The sequence below is a fragment of the Brevibacillus sp. 1238 genome (genome assembly GCF_029892995.1).
In the GTDB taxonomy this organism is placed as follows: Bacteria; Bacillota; Bacilli; order Brevibacillales; family Brevibacillaceae; genus Brevibacillus; species Brevibacillus parabrevis.
Map to the genome: position 1 here is coordinate 110,883 of NZ_JARXWC010000015.1, position 18,878 is coordinate 129,760.

Annotated in this window: 15 protein-coding genes and 1 rRNA gene; 15 read left to right on the forward strand and 1 reads right to left on the reverse strand. The window is 52.0% G+C overall.

Features of this window, described 5'->3' with window-relative positions:
* Positions 1-284 precede the first annotated feature (284 nt).
* The 14 genes from glyQ (at position 285) to M2298_RS24640 (ending at position 17,798) form a co-directional block, all read left to right on the forward strand.
* Entirely contained in the window at positions 285-1,208 is a 924-nt protein-coding gene (glyQ, locus tag M2298_RS24575; RefSeq protein ID WP_063231428.1) for a glycine--tRNA ligase subunit alpha, read from the forward strand.
* The gene (glyS, locus tag M2298_RS24580) at positions 1,201-3,270 is read left to right on the forward strand and encodes a glycine--tRNA ligase subunit beta (protein ID WP_173597407.1); all 2,070 of its coding nucleotides are present in this window, start codon (positions 1,201-1,203) and stop codon (positions 3,268-3,270) included. The genes glyQ and glyS overlap by 8 nt, the downstream gene beginning before the upstream one ends.
* Positions 3,271-3,392: 122 nt before the next feature.
* Positions 3,393-4,037 (forward strand): transcriptional regulator CcpN, encoded by a 645-nt coding sequence (gene ccpN / locus M2298_RS24585; RefSeq protein ID WP_063231410.1) that lies wholly within the window; start codon positions 3,393-3,395, stop codon positions 4,035-4,037.
* An 11-nt stretch (positions 4,038-4,048) separates the two neighbouring features.
* The gene (locus tag M2298_RS24590) at positions 4,049-4,885 is read left to right on the forward strand and encodes a pyruvate, water dikinase regulatory protein (protein WP_063231411.1); all 837 of its coding nucleotides are present in this window, start codon (positions 4,049-4,051) and stop codon (positions 4,883-4,885) included.
* Positions 4,886-5,087: 202 nt separating this feature from the next.
* Entirely contained in the window at positions 5,088-6,950 is a 1,863-nt protein-coding gene (gene dnaG / locus M2298_RS24595; protein WP_122964082.1) for a DNA primase, read from the forward strand.
* Between the two features lie 34 nt (positions 6,951-6,984).
* Entirely contained in the window at positions 6,985-8,112 is a 1,128-nt protein-coding gene (gene rpoD, locus M2298_RS24600; RefSeq protein WP_063231413.1) for an RNA polymerase sigma factor RpoD, read from the forward strand.
* Positions 8,113-8,202: 90 nt separating this feature from the next.
* A complete protein-coding gene (locus M2298_RS24605; protein WP_122964081.1) occupies positions 8,203-9,126 on the forward strand; it encodes a hypothetical protein in 924 nt (307 codons plus the stop codon).
* A gap of 70 nt (positions 9,127-9,196) precedes the next feature.
* A complete protein-coding gene (locus M2298_RS24610; protein ID WP_167470280.1) occupies positions 9,197-9,361 on the forward strand; it encodes a hypothetical protein in 165 nt (54 codons plus the stop codon).
* Between the two features lie 139 nt (positions 9,362-9,500).
* Positions 9,501-10,640, forward strand: coding sequence for an acyl-CoA dehydrogenase (locus tag M2298_RS24615; RefSeq protein ID WP_173598581.1), 1,140 nt, complete (start codon positions 9,501-9,503; stop codon positions 10,638-10,640).
* 141 nt (positions 10,641-10,781) lie between these two features.
* Positions 10,782-11,516 (forward strand): tRNA (adenine(22)-N(1))-methyltransferase, encoded by a 735-nt coding sequence (locus tag M2298_RS24620; protein ID WP_122964080.1) that lies wholly within the window; start codon positions 10,782-10,784, stop codon positions 11,514-11,516.
* Positions 11,492-12,607 (forward strand): Nif3-like dinuclear metal center hexameric protein, encoded by a 1,116-nt coding sequence (locus tag M2298_RS24625; RefSeq protein ID WP_173598580.1) that lies wholly within the window; start codon positions 11,492-11,494, stop codon positions 12,605-12,607. The genes M2298_RS24620 and M2298_RS24625 overlap by 25 nt, the downstream gene beginning before the upstream one ends.
* A gap of 58 nt (positions 12,608-12,665) precedes the next feature.
* Positions 12,666-14,666: an S-layer homology domain-containing protein gene (locus M2298_RS24630; RefSeq protein WP_280649207.1), complete on the forward strand. Its 2,001-nt coding sequence runs from the start codon at positions 12,666-12,668 to the stop codon at positions 14,664-14,666.
* Positions 14,663-16,165 carry a S41 family peptidase gene (locus M2298_RS24635; protein ID WP_173598579.1) on the forward strand — a complete coding sequence of 501 codons (1,503 nt, stop codon included), beginning with the start codon at positions 14,663-14,665 and terminating at the stop codon, positions 16,163-16,165. Before M2298_RS24630 ends, M2298_RS24635 begins: the two co-directional genes overlap by 4 nt.
* Positions 16,166-16,313: 148 nt before the next feature.
* Entirely contained in the window at positions 16,314-17,798 is a 1,485-nt protein-coding gene (locus M2298_RS24640; protein ID WP_217022449.1) for an alkaline phosphatase family protein, read from the forward strand.
* Here the strand turns inward: M2298_RS24640 and M2298_RS24645 are convergent.
* Positions 17,773-18,435: an endonuclease/exonuclease/phosphatase family protein gene (locus M2298_RS24645; RefSeq protein ID WP_217022450.1), complete on the reverse strand. Its 663-nt coding sequence runs from the start codon at positions 18,433-18,435 to the stop codon at positions 17,773-17,775. The genes M2298_RS24640 and M2298_RS24645 overlap by 26 nt on opposite strands.
* Positions 18,436-18,704: 269 nt before the next feature.
* On the opposite strand from M2298_RS24645, the gene M2298_RS24650 reads away from it, so the two are divergent.
* Positions 18,705-18,878, forward strand: a 16S ribosomal RNA gene (locus M2298_RS24650); the annotation flags it as partial.

Sequence of the window (18,878 nt, forward strand, 5' to 3'; positions counted from 1 at the left end):
TTTTCTTTTCGTTATGATAAGGAACAAACTTACATACCGAACGTTGCCATGAAGGAAAAGAGTAGTCGGCCACTGTGTGCAAAAAGCGAACCGGGGAAGGTGAAAGCCCGGTCACCACGCTGATGAAGGGCATTCCGGAGCAATTTGGTCTTTAGAAGGTGGGCGAAGAACGTATTCGCCAAGTAGGGTGGAACCGCGAGAATCCTCTCGTCCCTACACTGTCGTTTTGCAGACAGTGTAGAGGCGGGAGGTTTTTATTTTTGGAGGAGGAAAAGAGCATGAAAATGACATTTCAAGACATCATTTTGACGCTGCAAAACTTTTGGGCCAAGCAAAATTGCCTGATCGTGCAGCCGTACGACGTGGAAAAAGGAGCGGGTACACTGAACCCGATGACATTTTTGCGCTCCATCGGACCTGAGCCGTGGAACGTGGCGTACGTGGAGCCGTCCCGTCGCCCGGCGGATGGCCGCTACGGGGAAAACCCGAACCGTCTGTACCAGCACCACCAGTTTCAGGTGATCATGAAGCCGTCGCCGGACAACATCCAGGAGCTGTATTTGGAGAGTCTGCGTCAGTTGGGGATTGAACCGCTGGAGCACGACATCCGCTTCGTGGAAGACAACTGGGAGCATCCGGGTCTGGGCGCATGGGGGCTTGGCTGGGAAGTGTGGCTCGACGGTATGGAAATCACCCAGTTCACCTACTTCCAGCAAGTCGGCGGTCTGGAGTGCAAGCCAGTTGCCGTTGAGCTGACGTACGGTCTGGAACGCCTGGCTTCTTACATTCAGGAAAAGGAAAATGTGTTCGATCTGGAATGGTGCAACGGCTACACGTACGGAGACGTGTTCTTACAGCCTGAATACGAGCACTCCAAATACACGTTTGAGCTGTCTGACGTAGACATGCTGTTCACGCTTTACAACACATACGAAGCAGAAGCAAAACGGCTGATGAAAGAGCGCCTGGTTTATCCGGCGTACGATTACGTGCTGAAATGTTCGCATACGTTCAACCTTCTGGACGCCAGAGGGGCGATCAGCGTGACAGAGCGCACCGGCTACATCGCACGTGTCCGCAATTTGTCCCGCGAAGTGGCACAAACGTACTACGCAGAGCGCGAGCGTCTCGGCTTCCCGCTTTTGAAAAAAGACGGTACACACGAGGAAGAAACGGCACAGGTGAAGGGAGAGGATACAAATGAGTAAACGCGATTTGCTCGTAGAAGTAGGTCTGGAAGAAATGCCAGCGCGGTTTGTGGCCCTGGCAGCAACGCAATTCAAGGAAAAAGTGGAGAAGTGGCTGACGGCAGAGCGCGTTCCCTTCGACCAGATTACTGCGCTGGAGACGCCGCGCCGATTCGCCTTGCTGATTACCGGACTCGCTGAGAAGCAGCCGGATCGCAACGACGAAGCAAAAGGTCCGGCAAAGAAAATCGCACAGGACGAAGCGGGCAACTGGTCCAAGGCAGCGCTTGGCTTCGCACGCAGCAACAACGTCGACCCGAACGACTTGTACTTTAAAGAAGTGAACGGCGTAGAATACGTGCACGCGAGAAAAGCGGAAGCGGGCAAGGCGACGACAGAAATTTTGCCGCACCTCTCCGAAGTGATTGCAGGCATGAGCTTCCCGAAAAATATGCGCTGGGGCGCGAGAGACTTGAAATACGTTCGCCCGATTCGCTGGCTGGTAGCCCTGTTCGGCGATGAATTGATTGACCTGGAGATCGCAGGAGTAAAAAGCGGACGCATCTCCCGCGGCCATCGCTTCCTCGGGACGGAAGTGACGCTCGCTCACCCGAGTGAGTACGTAAGCAAGCTGGCGGAACAGCACGTCATGGTCGACCCGCAAGAGCGCAGGGCGACGATCGTGGAGCAAATCCGCCGTTTGGAGCAGGAACACGGCTGGACGATCCCGATGGATGAGGGGCTTCTGGATGAAGTCGTCCATCTGGTCGAGTATCCGACAGCGCTGTACGGCACGTTTGAAGCAGAGTTTTTGACGATTCCGCGCGAAGTACTGGTCACTTCCATGCGCGAGCATCAGCGTTACTTCCCGGTGGAAAATGCGCAGGGACAACTGCTCAATCATTTCGTTACCGTGCGCAACGGCGACAGCCGCGCTCTGGAAAATGTAGCAAAAGGAAACGAAAAAGTGCTGCGCGCCCGTCTGTCTGACGCCCGTTTCTTCTATGTAGAGGACCAGAAGCTGTCCATCGACAGCTGCCTGAAGCGGCTGGAGACAATCGTTTTCCACGAGGAGCTGGGAACGATTGGAGACAAGGTCCGCCGCGTGCGCAAAACAGCGGGTCTGATTGCAAGCAAGCTCGGAGTAAGTGCAGAAGAAGCCAAACAAGTAGACCGAATCGCAGAAATCGCCAAGTTCGACCTCGTGACCAACATGGTCGGCGAGTTCCCTGAACTGCAAGGCATCATGGGTGAGGATTACGCCCGCAAGGCAGGGGAGTCCGAACTCGTGGCGCGCGGTGTGTTCGAGCACTATTTGCCACGTTTCGCTGGCGACCTGATGCCTGCTTCCGCACAGGGAGCAATCGCGAGCATGGCTGACAAGCTGGATACGATCGTCGGCTGCTTTGCCATCGGGATCGTGCCGACAGGTTCCCAGGACCCATACGGTCTGCGCCGGATGGCAGCGGGGATTGTCAGCATTTTGCTGGAACGCAACTGGCAGCTGTCCCTCGACGAACTGTGGGATGCAGCGCTCGAAGGCTACAGTGCACAAGGCGTAAGCAAACGGACGGCAGAAGAAGTGAAAAAGGATCTGGTCGATTTCTTCGCCCTTCGTCTGAAAAACGTTCTGCAAGAAAACAACGTGCGCTACGATGTGATCGACGCCGTGTTGAGCGCAGATTTGACCAAAGTTCCCGATGTGCTGGCAAAAGCGAAGGCGCTGATGGCGACTGTTGCAGCTGAGGACTTCAAGCTGATCGTCGAGCAGTTTACGCGGGTGAACAACCTCGCGCAAAAAGCGGAATCCGACAGCGTGAACGAAGCGCTGTTCGCCGAAGAAGCCGAGCGCAATCTGTACCAGTCTTACCAGTCTGTCGCCAAAGAAGTGCAAGGACTGGATGACCAAGCGAAAATTTTGGCGACGCTCTCGACGTTGCGCGAGCCGATTCAGGCGTTTTTCGATAAAGTCATGGTTATGGCGGAAGATCAGGCTGTTCGCGCTAACCGACTGGGCATGCTTCTTTGCATCTCCCGTCTTTTGAACGCCTATGCCGATTTCGCGAAAATTGTATTTGCCTAACAACGAATAGGCTGGTGCCTCCGTCCTATAATGAGACGGGGGCACCTTTTTTCCGCGCGAAAGAAGGAATATCCGGTCGAATAGAGTAATACTAGGAAGAGGTAAAGACAGAACCGGGGTGATTGGTCATCGAGCTTACCAAGCGTCAAGAGCAGATCTTACAGATAGTGAAGGATGACGGGCCGATTACGGGCGAGCATATCGCGGAGCGCCTCAATCTGACTCGCGCTACTTTGCGCCCTGATCTCTCCATCCTCACGATGTCAGGATATTTAGAAGCCAGACCTCGGGTCGGGTATTTTTATGCCGGCAGACCAGCAAGCTCCGTCATTAGTGAACGGCTTCACAAACTGATCGTCAATGATTACAAGGCGGTGCCGATCGTAGTTTCCGAGTCCGCCTCCGCTTACGATGCAATCGTTACCCTCTTTCTGGAGGATGTCGGAACGTTGTTCGTCGTCAATCAAAAAGGATATTTGGCTGGCGTCATCTCCCGCAAGGACCTTTTGCGCGCTTCGCTCGGCAACAAGACGCTGGAAGATGTGCCGGTCAGCATCATCATGTCCAGGATGCCGAATATCATCACTTGTGGCCCGGAGGAAACCTTGTACGCAGCGGCGAAGAAGCTGATCGATTTTCAGATCGACTCCTTGCCTGTCGTACGACCCAGCGATGAGGACCCGAGACAGATGGAATTGATGGGACGGGTTACGAAGACGACGATCGCCAAAGCATTTGTTGAATTGGGCAGCGAACCGAAAGTGTAGGAGGAGAATGGATGCAAGGTAACCAACAAGGACAGCTCATCTACGTGGTCTCGGACTCCATTGGCGAAACGGCTGAGCTTGTCGTTCGCGCAGGAGCCAGTCAATTTGACCGTTTTTTGTTCGATGTGCAAAAGTATCCCTACATAGAAGACAAGGAATCCATCGACGAAATCATTGCCTCTGCAAAAGAATCGAAGGCGATGATCGTCTTTACGCTGGTCATCCCGGAATTGAACGCCTATATCACCCAGCAGGCGGCGATCCACAGCATTCCGGCCATTGACGTCATGGGTCCGCTCATGAACACGCTGCAAGGCATGCTGAAGGAGCCGCCGACTGGCAAGCCGGGGCTTGTGCGCAGACTGGACGAGGAGTATTTCCGCAAGGTGGACGCCATCGAGTTCGCCGTCAAGTACGATGACGGACGCGATCCACGCGGACTTTTGCGGGCGGACGTTGTGCTGATCGGCGTATCGCGCACCTCCAAGACGCCGCTCTCCATGTACTTGGCAAACAAGCGCCTGAAAGTGGCGAACGTTCCGCTTGTCCCGGAAGTGGAGCCGCCAGAAGAGCTGTTCCAGCTTCCGCAGGAGCGGTGTATCGGGTTGACCATCAATCCGGAGCAGTTGAACGGCATTCGTACCGAACGACTCAAAGCGCTCGGATTGACGGCGCAAGCCAATTACGCGAACCTGGACCGGATTACAGAGGAGCTTGCTTACTCCAAGCGGATTATTGACCGATTGGGCTGCAAGGTCATTGACGTTTCCAACAAGGCAGTAGAGGAAACAGCCAACATCATTTTGGAGATCATTCGCAAAAACAATCTCCGAAGTGAAAGGAAATAGGTCAAAAGAAGGAATTTGACGACTTTTGTAGAAAATCAGTTAGGAAAGGTTTGTTCCCCAGGAGCCGCAAGAGCGTTTATTGCTCGCGGAAATGTGGAAAAGTAGAAAAGAAGAAAAGAAGTTTAAGACAAAGAAGGAATTTGACGAATTTTGACGAACTAAATAATCTCATCGTGCGATTCTCCTAAAAAGGTGGAAAGACATGACAGGTCCCACTTCAGATGAATTTGTGAACCAAGTGCGTGCCGCTGTCGACATCGTAGACGTTGTAGGAGAGTACGTTCAACTGAGAAAAAGCGGTCGTGCCTTTCTCGGTCTATGTCCGTTTCACTCTGAAAAGAGCCCTTCCTTCAATGTGAATGCAGAGCGACAGTTTTTTCATTGCTTTGGCTGCGGGGCAGGTGGGGATGTCTTTTCCTTTTTAATGAAACTGGAGCAGCTGACGTTCCCAGAGGCATTGCACAAATTGGCGGAGCGTGCCGGGATCGCCGTGCCCCAGACACAGCAAGTAGAGGAATCTCCAGAAAAGCGCTCGAAGCAAGCCATGCAGGAAGCGCATCAGCTTGTCGCGAAGCTGTACCACTACGTGCTGACGGAGACGCCATATGGCGTGGAGGCGATGAAGTATTTAGCCAAGCGCGGAATGTCTCCTCAGACGATTGCCGAGTTTCAGATCGGCTTTGCCCCGGATTCCTGGGATTTCGTGACGCAGTTTTTGAAAAAACGGCGTTTTTCACAGGAGTTGATGGTGGACGCTGGTCTCTTGGCAAAAAGCGATGGAGGAAAAGTATTTGATCGCTTCCGGGGACGAATTATGTTCCCGATCCAGGACACCCAGGGAAATGTCATCGGATTCGGCGGCCGCCTCTTGGCCGGCTCTCAGCCAAAATCTCAACCGAAGTATTTAAACAGCCCGGAAAGCCTTTTGTTTAACAAAAGCGCTACCCTGTTCAACCTTCACCGTGCCCGTCCGTATATTAGAAAGAGGAAGCAGGCACTACTGTTTGAAGGGTATGTCGATGTCATTTCGGCATGGCAGGCGGGTTTTCCCCAAGGAGTTGCTACGCTGGGGACCGCTTTGACCGAGCAGCAGGCACGGATGATTCGCCGCAATGTCGATTCGGTCGTGCTGTGCTACGACGGAGATGCTGCTGGTCAGGAAGCGACAAGCAAGGCAATCCACATACTGCAGCAGGCGGGTCTCATCGTTCGGGTAGCTCCTTTGCCGCAAGGTGTCGATCCAGATGATTACATACGCCAGCACGGTGCTGAAGCCTTTTCTCAGCAAGTGCTGCTGCAGGCGATGCCGGTTACGGCTTTTCGCTTGAAACATTTACGAAGCCAGATCGTAATACATGATGAGACGGACAAGGCTCGCTTGATCGCCAAAGCCGTGGAAATCATCAACGAGCTGGAAAGCCCGGTGGAGCGGGATATGTATTTGCGGCAATTGGCGGATGAATATTCCCTTACTCTCGGCGATTTGAAATGGGAGTCCAAACGCGTTTATAAACAGCAAAAAAGTGAACGCCAAAGGGATAAAGTGCCGTCAGCATGGAATAATAGTATAAATAATGGCAAAGTTACGCTCGCGAAAACACTGCCACCCGCTTACCACACGGCTGAGCGCATGCTGCTGTACTACATGATGCGGAATGAAGAAATCGCCGCCCGCGTCCAGGAGGAATGCAGCGCCCACTTTCAAGTGGACGAACACGATGCGCTGGCTGCCTACCTGTACGCCTACTACGCAGAGGGAAACCCGGAAGACCCTGGAGGGTTCATACATTACGTGCAAGACGATTTGTTAAAGCAATTAGCCTCGGGATTGGCCATGATGGAGTGCAAGGAAGACGTATCCGATTTAGAGATCGGTGACTACATCAAACAAGTGAATAACTACCCGAAGCGTGCCGAGTTGGAACGATTGCGCGATGAGCAGCGGAGCTTACACCTCCAAGCGGCCGCAGCGGACAGCGAGGATGCGCGCAAACAACTGGAAATTCAAGCTGCCTTAACAGGGATGAAGATTCTTGAATTGGAAAATGCTTTAAAAGAAGGGTAGCTTCAGATCATTCCCGGGGAAGGAGGGAAAGTAGATGAACAAGCAAAATATCACTTCTGACATGGAAGCAATGTCCATCGAACAAGTGAAGGAGCAGTTGGTCGAATTAGGCAAGAAACGCGGCGTTTTGTCGTACAAGGAAATTACAGATCGCCTCGCAGCATTTGAACAGGATTCCGATCAGATGGATGAGTTTTTCGAATACCTGGGTGATCAAGGTATCGAGATTAACAACAATGAGAATGACGACGACGATGAAGTCGACGAAATGATCATGAAGGATGAGGACAACGAAGAATTCGACTTTGACGATCTCTCCGTTCCACCTGGAATTAAGATCAATGACCCTGTACGGATGTACCTGAAAGAAATCGGTCGTGTTCCTCTGCTCTCCGCAGAAGAGGAGATCAAACTGGCCCAGCGGATTGAGCAAGGGGATGAGGAAGCGAAGAGACGACTGGCCGAAGCAAACTTGCGGTTGGTTGTATCGATTGCCAAGCGTTATGTAGGACGCGGCATGTTGTTCCTTGACCTGATTCAAGAAGGAAACATGGGACTGATTAAAGCGGTAGAAAAATTTGATTACCGCAAAGGCTACAAGTTCAGTACGTACGCGACTTGGTGGATTCGTCAGGCGATTACGCGCGCGATTGCAGACCAGGCACGTACGATCCGGATTCCGGTGCATATGGTGGAAACCATCAACAAGCTGATTCGTGTTTCCCGTCAGCTTCTTCAGGAGCTTGGACGCGAGCCGATGCCGGAAGAAATCGCGGAAAAAATGGATCTGACCCCGGAAAAGGTTCGGGAAATCATGAAGATTGCTCAAGAGCCTGTTTCGCTGGAAACGCCGATCGGGGAAGAAGACGATTCTCACCTGGGCGACTTCATCGAAGATCAGGACGCGCTGGAGCCATCTGATGCTGCTGCGTATGAACTGTTGAAAGAGCAGCTCGAAGACGTGCTGGACACGTTGACTGATCGTGAAGAAAACGTTCTTCGCTTGCGCTTCGGTCTGGATGACGGACGTACCCGCACACTGGAAGAAGTGGGCAAAGTATTCGGCGTCACTCGTGAGCGCATCCGTCAAATTGAGGCGAAAGCACTACGCAAACTTCGTCATCCGAGTAGAAGCAAACGCTTAAAAGATTTCTTGGAATAGCCGATATAAGAAGTATGTGGCCTACGTTTTAGCCGACGTAGGCTTTTCTTTTTCTACATCATTTTCTGTCACGAGTAAGGAGGGGCCGCGTTGGACGACCAGCGCAAGCGAACCATCATAGCTGAGATTGAAAACTGGCGGCGCAATCATCTGCTGCCTGAACATTACTGCATTTTCCTGTTAAACCTGTATACAGAAGGGGATCGACCGAGCACTCCCGCATCCGCGGGCAGGGGAGAAGGGAAGAGAGCGGATGCGCTGGCATCTGGAGCAGGGGTTGCGACAGGCAACTCATCGCCATCTGCATCGTATGCCTACGCAACCAGAACGGTTGCTCCGGTTACGGGAAAAATGGTGATGGCCTGGCTCCTTGGCGCCTTTGTTATTGCTGGTTTGATCTTGCTTGCTTTTCATTTTAACCGTTTTACGACACCAATGCAAATTACCATCTTTGCCTGTTTCGCTCTCGTTTTCTATATTCTGGGATACGCATTTCGCCGCCAGGCACCCCCGCTGACCCATTTGTTTCTAACGTTTTGCTTCGTCTTGCTCATCGCGGGAGGAATTTATTGCATTCAGCAACTGAACGGCTCCATGGCACTGACTCTTTTGTATTTAGGCGTGGTTTGCGTGCTTTTGTGCCTGAGTGCCTTCATTTTTGGCTACGCCTATTTGCTTTACTGCGGCATGCTCGGCTTGGCGCTTATTTACGGTTTTGCTACCGTGCAGCGCATCGGGGAAGGCTACACGTGGTGGAAATCGGAGCTTTACTGGGTTCCGCTTGCTTGCCTGCTGACAGGGCTTGGCTTTTTAATGAACAGCGGAAATCCGAAGTGGGCGGGAGTTTTTGCTGTGTGCGGACTGATTTCGTTCTTTGGCGCAGAGATTCAGGCGCTGTACATTTCGGAAGCGAAGCGTGATGTGATCCAGCTTTTGTTGTTCATCAAAGTCTTTTTGGCTTCCGCACTCTTTTTCTTCACGCGCGGCTATTGGTACACCTGGCTCCGCTTATGATGATCCTCCCGTTTTTTTCGGCTGACCGATTTGTTACAATTGGGTTAGAGAGAAAATGAGGTGAGGGTAATTGGAGAGCAAAACGAAGGTGTTGATCGGCATATTGCTGGCTGTCGTCTTTCTCGCGGGGGAAACGGCTGCACAGTTGATGGGTGCAAAAACATACAGCATCGGATACATATTGGGCGCTCTTGCTTTTGTCGGAGCGATCTTCATAGGAGCACGCCAGCGATAGGCGTGTTTTTTTTGTGGAAATCACACATACAAGCCAATCGTGGTGTATAATGGAAAGAGTATTCTGAACAAACGCTCAGTCATAATAGTGCTTGTCTTGGTATTTCTTAACTAAAGCGTTTTCAAGGGGGCAGCGAAACATGAATTTCGATTTGACTGTCGAGCAGCAAATGCTCAAAAAAATGATGCGGGAGTTTGCCGATGAAGTCGTAGCGCCTGGCGCAGATGAGCGGGACCGCACCAAGCAATTTCCTGTCGAAATATTCAAGCAGATGAGCGAGTTGAACTTGATGGGCCTGCCGTTTCCGGAAGAGTACGGCGGAGGAGGGGGCGACTCCACAAGCTTTGCGATTGTGGTCGAAGAGTTGAGTCGGGCTTGCGGCTCCACAGGGATTACGTATTCGGCGCACATCTCGCTTGGCGGCGCTCCGCTATATCTGTTTGGAACTGAGGAGCAGAAGCAGAAGTATTTGAGCAAAGTCTGTTCCGGTGAGAGCTTCGGGGCATTTGGCCTCACAGAACCAAACGCAGGCTCGGATGCAGGCGGCACGAAGACGACGGCCGTTTTGTCTGACCGGGAATGGGTGATCAACGGTTCCAAATGTTTTATTACGAACGCTTCCTACGCATCGTTTCTGGCGTTGACAGCCGTGACGGACAAGGATAAAGGCTCACGGGGCATTTCTGCCTTTATCGTCCCGACAGACGCTCCTGGCTTCAGCGTTTTGGCGAACTACGAGAAGCTTGGCTTGCACAGCTCCAATACGACAGAGCTGGTGCTGGAAAATGTCCGTGTGCCCGAAGAAAACATACTCGGCAAACGCGGAGAGGGCTTCAAGCAATTTTTGATTACGCTCGATGGCGGACGCATCGGGATCGGTGCGATGGCGGTAGGAATCGCGCAGGCAGCCTACGACAAAGCCCTGCAATACGCGAGGCAGCGCACCGCTTTTGGCAATTCGTTGAGCCAGTTTCAGGCAATTCAGCACAAGCTGGCTGATATGGCCATGCAAATCGACCTGGCGAGAACGATGGTCTACAAAGCAGCGTGGCTCAAGGACCACGGGCGCAAGTTTACAAAAGAAGCGGCTATGGCGAAGCTTTACGCGTCGGAAGTAGCGATGTCCGCTACCCATCAGGCGATTCAGATTCACGGCGGCTACGGTTATATGCGCGAGTATCAGGTGGAGCGTTTCTTCCGCGATGCCCGCTTGCTGGAAATCGGAGAAGGTACGTCAGAAATTTTGCGCAACGTCATCGCCAGAGAAATCGGCTGCTAACATTATTTGGACAATCTGGAATCCTCGCTGCTCGTCCGGCGAGGATTTTGTCGTTCTTTGCGCGACGGCTGTCAGCGATTTTGCATTTCGCAATTGCTGCCAAATAGGGTAGAATAGAGGCAACGGAAGGTGAAGACATAAATGACATCATTAACAATTTCCAAGCGGCTGCAAACGATTGCCCGCTACTGTCCAGAAGGAGCCCGCGTCGCCGACATCGGGTCGGATCATGCGTTGTTGGCTTCTTATTTGCTTGTAAAAGGAATTGCCTCGTTCGTAATTGCCGGAGAGTTGAACGAAGGTCCTTTTCAGGCAGCCAAAAAGCAAATACATACGCTGCAACTCAAAGATCGTGCCGCAGTCAGAAAAGGAAACGGCCTTGCCGTGCTCGAACCGGGCGAAGTTGACGTCGTCTGCATTGCCGGAATGGGCGGACAACTGATCGTTTCCATTTTGGAGGAAGGACTTCTTAAGCTGGAAGGGGTCCAGCGCCTGATTCTGCAACCGAATGTAGGGGAAGAGATCGTGCGTCGCTGGATGCTGAAACAAGGCTGGCAATTGGTTGCCGAGACGATTTTGCAAGAAGACGGCATCATTTACGAGATATTGGTGGCAGAACGGGGAGCGCCCCTTTTTCCTTACGAAAACAAAGATCGTCCGCAAGAAGACCTCATCCGCATCGGTCCGTTCCTCTGGGAAGAAAAGTCGCCCATTCTCGCGGAAAAATGGCAGCATGAAAGAGAAAAGTGGCAAAAGGTCCTGGGCCAGCTGAAGCGGTCGGACAAGCCGGAAGCCGCCCAGAGAATTGCGGAAATCGAACAAGAAGTCAAATGGATAGATGAGGTGATCGCATGCTTGCACACGGACAAACCGTAATTCAGTACGTAGAGCGTTTGGCGCCAAAATCGTTGGCGATGGAAGGGGATAAAATCGGTCTCCACGTAGGCACGCTGCAAAAGAAAGTGCAAAAAGTCATGGTCGCGCTTGACGTGCTCGAATCCGTAGTGGATGAAGCTATTGCCGAAGGGGTAGACTTGATCGTCGCTCACCACGCCGTCATTTATCGCCCGCTCAAGCATTTGCGGACAGACCTGGCGGCAGGGCGCGTTTTTGAAAAGTTGATCAAACATGACATCGCCGTCTATACCGCTCATACGAATCTGGATGTGGCAGTAGGAGGCATGAACGATTGGCTGGCTGAAGCCATCGGACTGGTCGACCTGGACGTTTTGGATGTGCTGCAAAAAGAAGCGTGGAAAAAGCTCGTCGTCTTCGTTCCGGCGACACACAAAGAGGCTGTGTTTACCGCTATGTCCGAGGCGGGTGCAGGACACGTCGGCAACTACAGCCATTGCTCCTTCCAGGTGGAAGGGACAGGAACCTTTTTGCCAGGAGACGAAACCAATCCGCATATCGGCTCGCAAGGCAAGCTGGAGCATGTCGAGGAAGTGCGGATCGAGATGGTAGTGCCTGCTTCCCGACAAGCGGCTGTCATCAAAGCGATGCAAGCCGCTCATCCTTACGAGGAAGTGGCTTATGATGTGATTCCGCTGGACCAATCCGGCCAGGCGTACGGCATTGGTCGAATCGGCTATTTGCCGACTCCGCTGACCTTGCGTGATTTGGCCCAACTGGTGAAAGAACGCTTTTCGCTGCAAGGGCTTCGCGTCGTTGGAAATCTCGATGAAACGGTCAAAAAGGTGGCTGTTGTAGGCGGGGATGGCAGTTCTTTTGCTTCCAAGGCGATTTTCAAAGGCGCAGATGTGCTCCTGACGGGAGATATCGGCTACCATATCGCCCACGATGCGCAGGCGGACGGGCTTTCCATCATTGATGCCGGCCACAATATCGAGAAAATCATGAAACAAAAACTGGCGGATTACTTGCTGGAACAGTTGAAAGCAAATGGCTACGAAACAAAAGTGGTTGCTTCCTCTGTGCACACGGACCCGTTTCAATTTGTATAGTGCAAACGTCGGCACAAACGTTTTGTTGCCGTCTAGCTGAAGTGTAGGAGGATTTCGTGTGCAAAAACTAATTCGAACGCTCTCAAGCGGGTTGCTTGTCGCTGCCTTGCTCACCCCCGGCGTCGCTTCTGCGGCTGGGGGCTTTCTGCCCTATTCGGACATTAGCAACCATTGGGCCAAAGCGTCTATTATTCGAGGTGTACAGGCTGGACTTTTTGCAGCTGGTACTGACGCTCCGCACTTTTACCCGAATCGCGATATGTCGCGCGCTGAATTTTTGGCGTTGATGGATCGGTTGTACAACGGGGGGCAGTATCAGCTCTACCCGTTGACGTTTTTGTCTGAACATGCGGAATGGTCAAAAGGGGAAGGCTTTGACCAACCGTATCTTCCTTATAAAGACGTCGATCGTCTGACGTGGGTGTACAATCCGACTTTGCGTGTAGCGATTGTACTGGACAGGCTGTATGGCCCGAATGCGATCCAGCAAGTTTTTCCGGGGGAAGAAATGAAGCCGGACCAGCCGATTACGCAAGAAGAAGCGGCAAAGCTCATGCAAATGTTCACGATGTCGCCCGACAGCAGCAAAGCGTGGGAAGAAGTCAAGGCTTGGAAGTGGCTTGAAGGAGACAGAACGGACAAATTGAAGCGGGGAGAGGCAGCAGCGGCTGCCGACCGCATGATTACTTACTTGGTGCAGGATACGATTTTGCCGCTGTTGGATTATGATGGTACGAAGTTTCCGATGGTTCCGGAGATTGAGGAACTTTTCCCTTATTTCGAAACGTACACCGCTCCAAAGTCAAAGCAGGAAGCAGCATATGTCAGCGCTGTTGACGCGATTCGCAACCATGAAGACTCCGAAGCGACTTTTGAATTGCTGCGAGCGCTTGCGGACACGACATTTGCGAACCGGATCGGGCTTCATTTTTATTTGAGCTGGGACCCGGGCACAGAGATTTCCACCAATCTGGATGAAGCGATGAGTGCCATTGACGCGTATTTCGCCAACAAAATCATTTTGCCGGACACGCTCAGACTGTTGAGTGCCAATGTGTATGATTTGGCTTTGCAGCAAGCCGGGAAAGACCAGAAGCAATTCGCGAAGGTGCTGGAGCGGTTAAGCACCTATGAACAAAAAGTGAAGCCAAATTCAAAAGAGTGGGAAGCGTTGGCCATCTACCTCGGTGCGTTGGAGATCAAGAGCGGGCAAACGGAAAAAGCGTTGGAGCGCTACAAGCAATTTTCCGCCAACAATCCGGAAGCGCTGCTCAACGCTTGCTATTACTTGTACCAGGAAGGCAGGTTGGAAGAGGCGAGTGCCCTGCTTGCGACCGTAAAGCCGAATGCTTCCGACAGTCGAATGGTTCAGTTGGGCAAGCTGTTGCGCCAGGAATTGACTTCTTTGCAGGAGCAGTCTGCGATTGTAAGCGACCTTGGTTACTCGCTGCGCCGCCTCGACAACGCCGATTCGTATCAGGTTCAAGGAGAGGCTGTGCTTAGCGGTTTCAGCTTTAAGTATACGCAGGAGATTGACCAGCGCAGCCAGGTAAGCAGGCTCAACGGATTTTATCAATCGCCGCAAAAGTTGGTATCGGACAAGCTTGCTACCTATACAGACGGCAGCAAACATATCCAATACTCGTACGACTCCGAAAAGCAGAGATGGGATCGGCATAGCACGAACAATCTCGACTTTTTGCATGAGTGGGTCGGTGCCTTGCCGGTTGCAGAGCGGGCGAACAAGCTGCACGCGCGCTACTTCAAGCAGACTTTCGGCGAGATGGAAGTGATTACGGAATGGATTCCGGGAAGTGTGCTTGCAGAACAATCGGCCTCTTTGCTGCTTGAGCGTGGCAAAGTCAAAGATGTGCCACTGTTCATGAACAAATACTACATCGACAAATCTACTGATCGCGTTGTCAAGCATACGTGGCGATACGAGGAGATTTATTCGAGCGATGAGTATGTGGCCTATTCGGGCACAGATCAATACGATTACGCAAAAAGCATCAAGCTGTCGATTCCAGAGGAAGTACGAAAAGGGGTGACTCCATGAAGCGGTTTAGTCGATGGATACTGACTGCCCTGCTTGCTGTATCGGTATGGCAACAGGTGCCAGCCCAGGCAGCAGAAAATCCTTATGTGGAAACAGAAGAAGTATTCCGATACGTCATGGAGAGCCATTTAAGCAAGCCGCAAGCGGCAAAGCTGGTCAAAGGTGCGCTCGAATCCGTCAGTGAACAGGCGAAGGAGCGCAAGGATTTGCCGCTTGTCGTATCCGCCGAGGATGATACATTTGGAGAACTCGTCCAACGATTGGCTGAGTGGCAGAAAAAAGGTGGATTTGATGCCGCTTCGATGAACACATGGGCAATCGACGGGATGCTCTCCACGCTCGACGATCCGCACACCGTCTTTTTTACAGCAGATGAACTGCGGCTATTCCAGTCCGATGTGGAAAATCAGTTTGTCGGATTCGGCTTCCGTCTGCGGATGCAAAACGACCATATCATCATTCGCGAAATCGTCTCCGGTTCTCCGGCCGCAGCATCTGTCCTCAAGCGTGGCGACCAGTTGCTGAAGGTGGGAGACGTCTCCCTGGTGGGGAAAAGCTTTGAGGAATCGTATGCTTACTTGAAAGGTGCAGAAGGAACCGAAGCCGTATTGGTCGTATATCGCCCTTCCGAAAAGCGTGAGCTTCAGGTCAAGCTGAAAAGAGCGCTGATGACACTTCCGGAAGCGGAAGGTCAGTTGTTTGACAAAGGGTCGGTCGGCTACATCAGTCTGGAAACGTTCGGGTCTGATGGCGCTGTGCAAATGCGCGACAAACTGCTTGAATTTGCACGCTCCCAAAAGCAGCTGACCGGGCTTGTCCTGGACTTGCGTGACAATGGCGGCGGCTATTTGAGTACGGCGCGAGACATCGCAAGCCTGTTCATGGAAGACGGACTGCTCATGTATACGACAAACCGCAACGGTGTGGAAGTGGAGACATGGGTACGCAACGGCCGGGACATCGGCATTCCTGTACGCATTTTGGTGAATGGCGGAACCGCTTCTGCTTCCGAGCTTCTGTCCGGCGCTTTGCGCGATCACGGCATTGCCAAGCTGGTCGGAACGAAGACGTATGGCAAAGGCAGCGCACAGCAAGTGATTCCGTTGTCAGAAGGGGATGCGCTCAAGCTGACACTGAACGAATATTTCACCCCCAAGCATACGGTCGTCAACCATATCGGTCTTACGCCAGACTTGGTCGTGGAAGATTACGGCGCACAAGTGGTCGAAGCTCTGCAATCCTTGAATGTACGCGCTTGGGAACTGAGCGATGAGGATGGGGATACTGTAATCAACGGCATCCCGTTCCCGACAGTCGAACCGCTTTTCAAACAAGGAACAGGAGGGCTGCAAGTCCGGGCAGCTATTTTGTCGCACTTATTGAAAGATCCGGCCATCGGCGAGAATGAATACGTGGAGCTTGCTCCTTATTTGAAAAAGCACCCTGCCCTGAAAGTGCAAAGCAAGGGTGGATTCCACTTCTTGACCTATACTTCCTAGTAAATAGACAAGCCTTTGCTGTTGATTGCAGCAAAGGCTTGTTTTTTCTGTGAAAAACGTCTCACCGTTTTGTTGCGGGTATAGTCGGAAGCAGGAAGCAGAACACTATCAGGTGCGACACTAATGACGAATGAAGGATGGCAGACCGATGAAAAAAGTAATTCTTTTTTTGATCGACTCCATGATGCCAGATGTGCTGGAGCGCTGCATTGCAGCGAACAAAGCGCCGGGTCTGCGCTTTTTGATGGAGCATAGCCAGTACATCCCGGATTGCGTTACGGTTTTTCCGACGATGACGGCTTCAATAGACTGCTCGCTGATCACCGGAGTTTATCCGGATCAGCACAAAATACCGGGCTTGGTCTGGTTCAATTCCGAGCAGAACAAAATCGTGAACTATATTAATGGAGCCGTTCCTGTGCACAAACTGGGAATTACGCATTGTGCAACGAACGTGCTGTTCGATTTGAATGAGCGGCATCTCAGCAAAGCGGTGAAGACCATTCACGAAGTCGTGGAAGAACACGGGCTTGTGTCAGGCTCGATCAACGTGATTGCTCACCGCGGCCACAAGCAGCACAAGGTGCATATGCCGCCGCTTTTGGACGCTGTTACTTCGTTTCGGCTTCGCGAGATGGTAAGCGGCCCGACGATCATGAGCATGGGAACATTGGTGCGGCCGAATCTGTTTCGTCCGGTTACGTGGAATTTTTCGCAGACAGCGCTCGAAAGCTACGGCATTAATGACACATATGCCATTGATGTCTTGATTGAAGTCATCCGCAGTGGCAAACAGCCCCAGTTTACGCTGGTGTATCTGCCTGAAAACGATCATAAGCTCCATCAATCGCCGGAACAGGCTGTTTCGCACCTTGCTGATGTAGATCGGCAGTTGGTACGTTTTTTAGACAGCTTCAGCTCTTGGGAGCAGGTGCTGGAGCGCAATGTCTGCATCCTGATTTCCGACCACGGCCAAACTGTGATCGGAGAGAGCGAGGATCACAACATTTCTCTGGATGCCTTGTTGCGGCCGTTTGCGGTTCACGCCTGGGGAAAAGAAGTGACCAGTGACGTAGAAGTGGTGATTTGCAACAATGAGCGCATGTGCTTTTTGTACCCGGTGAATGGAGGGCAGCAATCCGCGATTGTCGACGCAGTCAGTGTGGATGAGCGAATCGATTTGATCGCCTGGAAAGAGGGAGAAAAGGTCATGGTTCGGCGCGGAGGCTCGAAGCAGGAGCTGAGCTTTTGGCGAAACGGCAAGTACCCGGATGCTTATGGATGCTCCTGGGAGATCGAAGGAGATCCGGCTGTTCTCGATGTGCAGTTTGACGGGGAAACGCTTGCGTTTGATACGTACCCGGACGCTTTTTCCCGACTGTATGGAGCCGCTTTTGCCCAGGCAGATGAGGTTGTGATTTTGACAGCTTCGCCAGGGTACGAGTTTTTGTCGGAGTGTGCGCCGACTCATTTGGGCGGGGGTAGCCACGGTTCTTTGCACAAGCAAGATTCGTTGATTCCTTTGGTCATTGCGGGGGCGGCGAATCCGTTTCCGTTGCCTGCGCGGCTGGTGGATGTCAAAGCATTTGTCTTGCGGGAGCTGGGCATTATTTCAGACACGCGTCCACAATGACAGGGACATGATCCGACCAGTTGACTTGAGCAAGGGTGTAGTCCTGGATGGTCCAGTGATCAGATGCGAAAATGTAATCCAGACGACGGCGGAATGCCGGAAGCGTATGTTTCATCTCCTGATTGCAAATACGTGCGCTATCGTGAAGGGCAGGGGAAAAGGACACGTTGGCGGCATTAAAATCGCCCATTAGCAGTAAGGGAGTTTTGTTTGCCCCTGCGATCTGTTCAGCGAGGAAGTGAAGCTGGGCGTTCCGGCTGACCTGATTCAAACTGCAATGCGTCACCCAGACAGAAACACTTTTTCCATTCCAGTCGAAAGCAGCTTGCAACACTGTCCGCTGCTCGCGTTTCGCCGGGAGTGTGACGGTTTTTGCGTGCTTGAGCGGATACTTCGAGAGCAATGCGTTTCCGTAGTGGCCGTTGCCAATCGGGATGGATGGGGCAAAAGCAAGCTGATACTGCAACTGTTCAGCCAAAAAGCTCGCCTGATAGCCGTATTTGGAGTTTTGGTGCACTTCCTGCAACCCGACGATGTCTGGATTCAACTCTTTTAGCGTGTCAGCCATCTGATGGAGCCGTTTGCGCCACCAGAGATCGCGACCGCTGTGGATGTTGTAGCTTACCGCTCGTAACATGGCAGCTCCTGCTTTTTGTGACTTGTGCGTTTCTAACCTTAGTATGGACGAGTATTTTAACGGCTTAATCGGGCATAATTCGGAAAAACGCATTAGTACCCAACTTATTTATAATTTCCTGTTGCATTTGGTTTTAGCCTATGCTATATTAAAAAACGTCGCCTCTACTTGAAGCGAAAATGGAAAAAGATGCACCTTGAAAACCGGATAGAATCATCTGTGAATAAATGAAGCTTGTGTTTTACTTGATGTCAGATTCACTTTCTACTTTATTGGAGAGTTTGATCCTGGCTCAGGACGAACGCTGGCGGCGTGCCTAATACATGCAAGTCGAGCGAGGGTCTTTAAGACCCTAGCGGCGGACGGGTGAGTAACACGTAGGCAACCTGCCTCTCAGACCGGGATAACATAGGGAAACTTATGCTAATACCGGATAGGTTTTT

Excerpts from the sequence above, each read along its gene's own strand:
- glyQ (WP_063231428.1), top strand. The coding sequence starts at position 285 with ATGACATTTCAAGACATCATTTTGACGCTGCAAAACTTTTGGGCCAAG.
- glyS (WP_173597407.1), top strand. The coding sequence starts at position 1,201 with ATGAGTAAACGCGATTTGCTCGTAGAAGTAGGTCTGGAAGAAATGCCA.
- M2298_RS24590 (WP_063231411.1), top strand. The coding sequence starts at position 4,049 with ATGCAAGGTAACCAACAAGGACAGCTCATCTACGTGGTCTCGGACTCC.
- dnaG (WP_122964082.1), top strand. The coding sequence starts at position 5,088 with ATGACAGGTCCCACTTCAGATGAATTTGTGAACCAAGTGCGTGCCGCT.
- rpoD (WP_063231413.1), top strand. The coding sequence starts at position 6,985 with ATGAACAAGCAAAATATCACTTCTGACATGGAAGCAATGTCCATCGAA.
- M2298_RS24615 (WP_173598581.1), top strand. The coding sequence starts at position 9,501 with ATGAATTTCGATTTGACTGTCGAGCAGCAAATGCTCAAAAAAATGATG.
- M2298_RS24620 (WP_122964080.1), top strand. The coding sequence starts at position 10,782 with ATGACATCATTAACAATTTCCAAGCGGCTGCAAACGATTGCCCGCTAC.
- M2298_RS24625 (WP_173598580.1), top strand. The coding sequence starts at position 11,492 with ATGCTTGCACACGGACAAACCGTAATTCAGTACGTAGAGCGTTTGGCG.
- M2298_RS24635 (WP_173598579.1), top strand. The coding sequence starts at position 14,663 with ATGAAGCGGTTTAGTCGATGGATACTGACTGCCCTGCTTGCTGTATCG.
- M2298_RS24640 (WP_217022449.1), top strand. The coding sequence starts at position 16,314 with ATGAAAAAAGTAATTCTTTTTTTGATCGACTCCATGATGCCAGATGTG.
- M2298_RS24645 (WP_217022450.1), bottom strand. The coding sequence starts at position 18,435 with ATGTTACGAGCGGTAAGCTACAACATCCACAGCGGTCGCGATCTCTGG.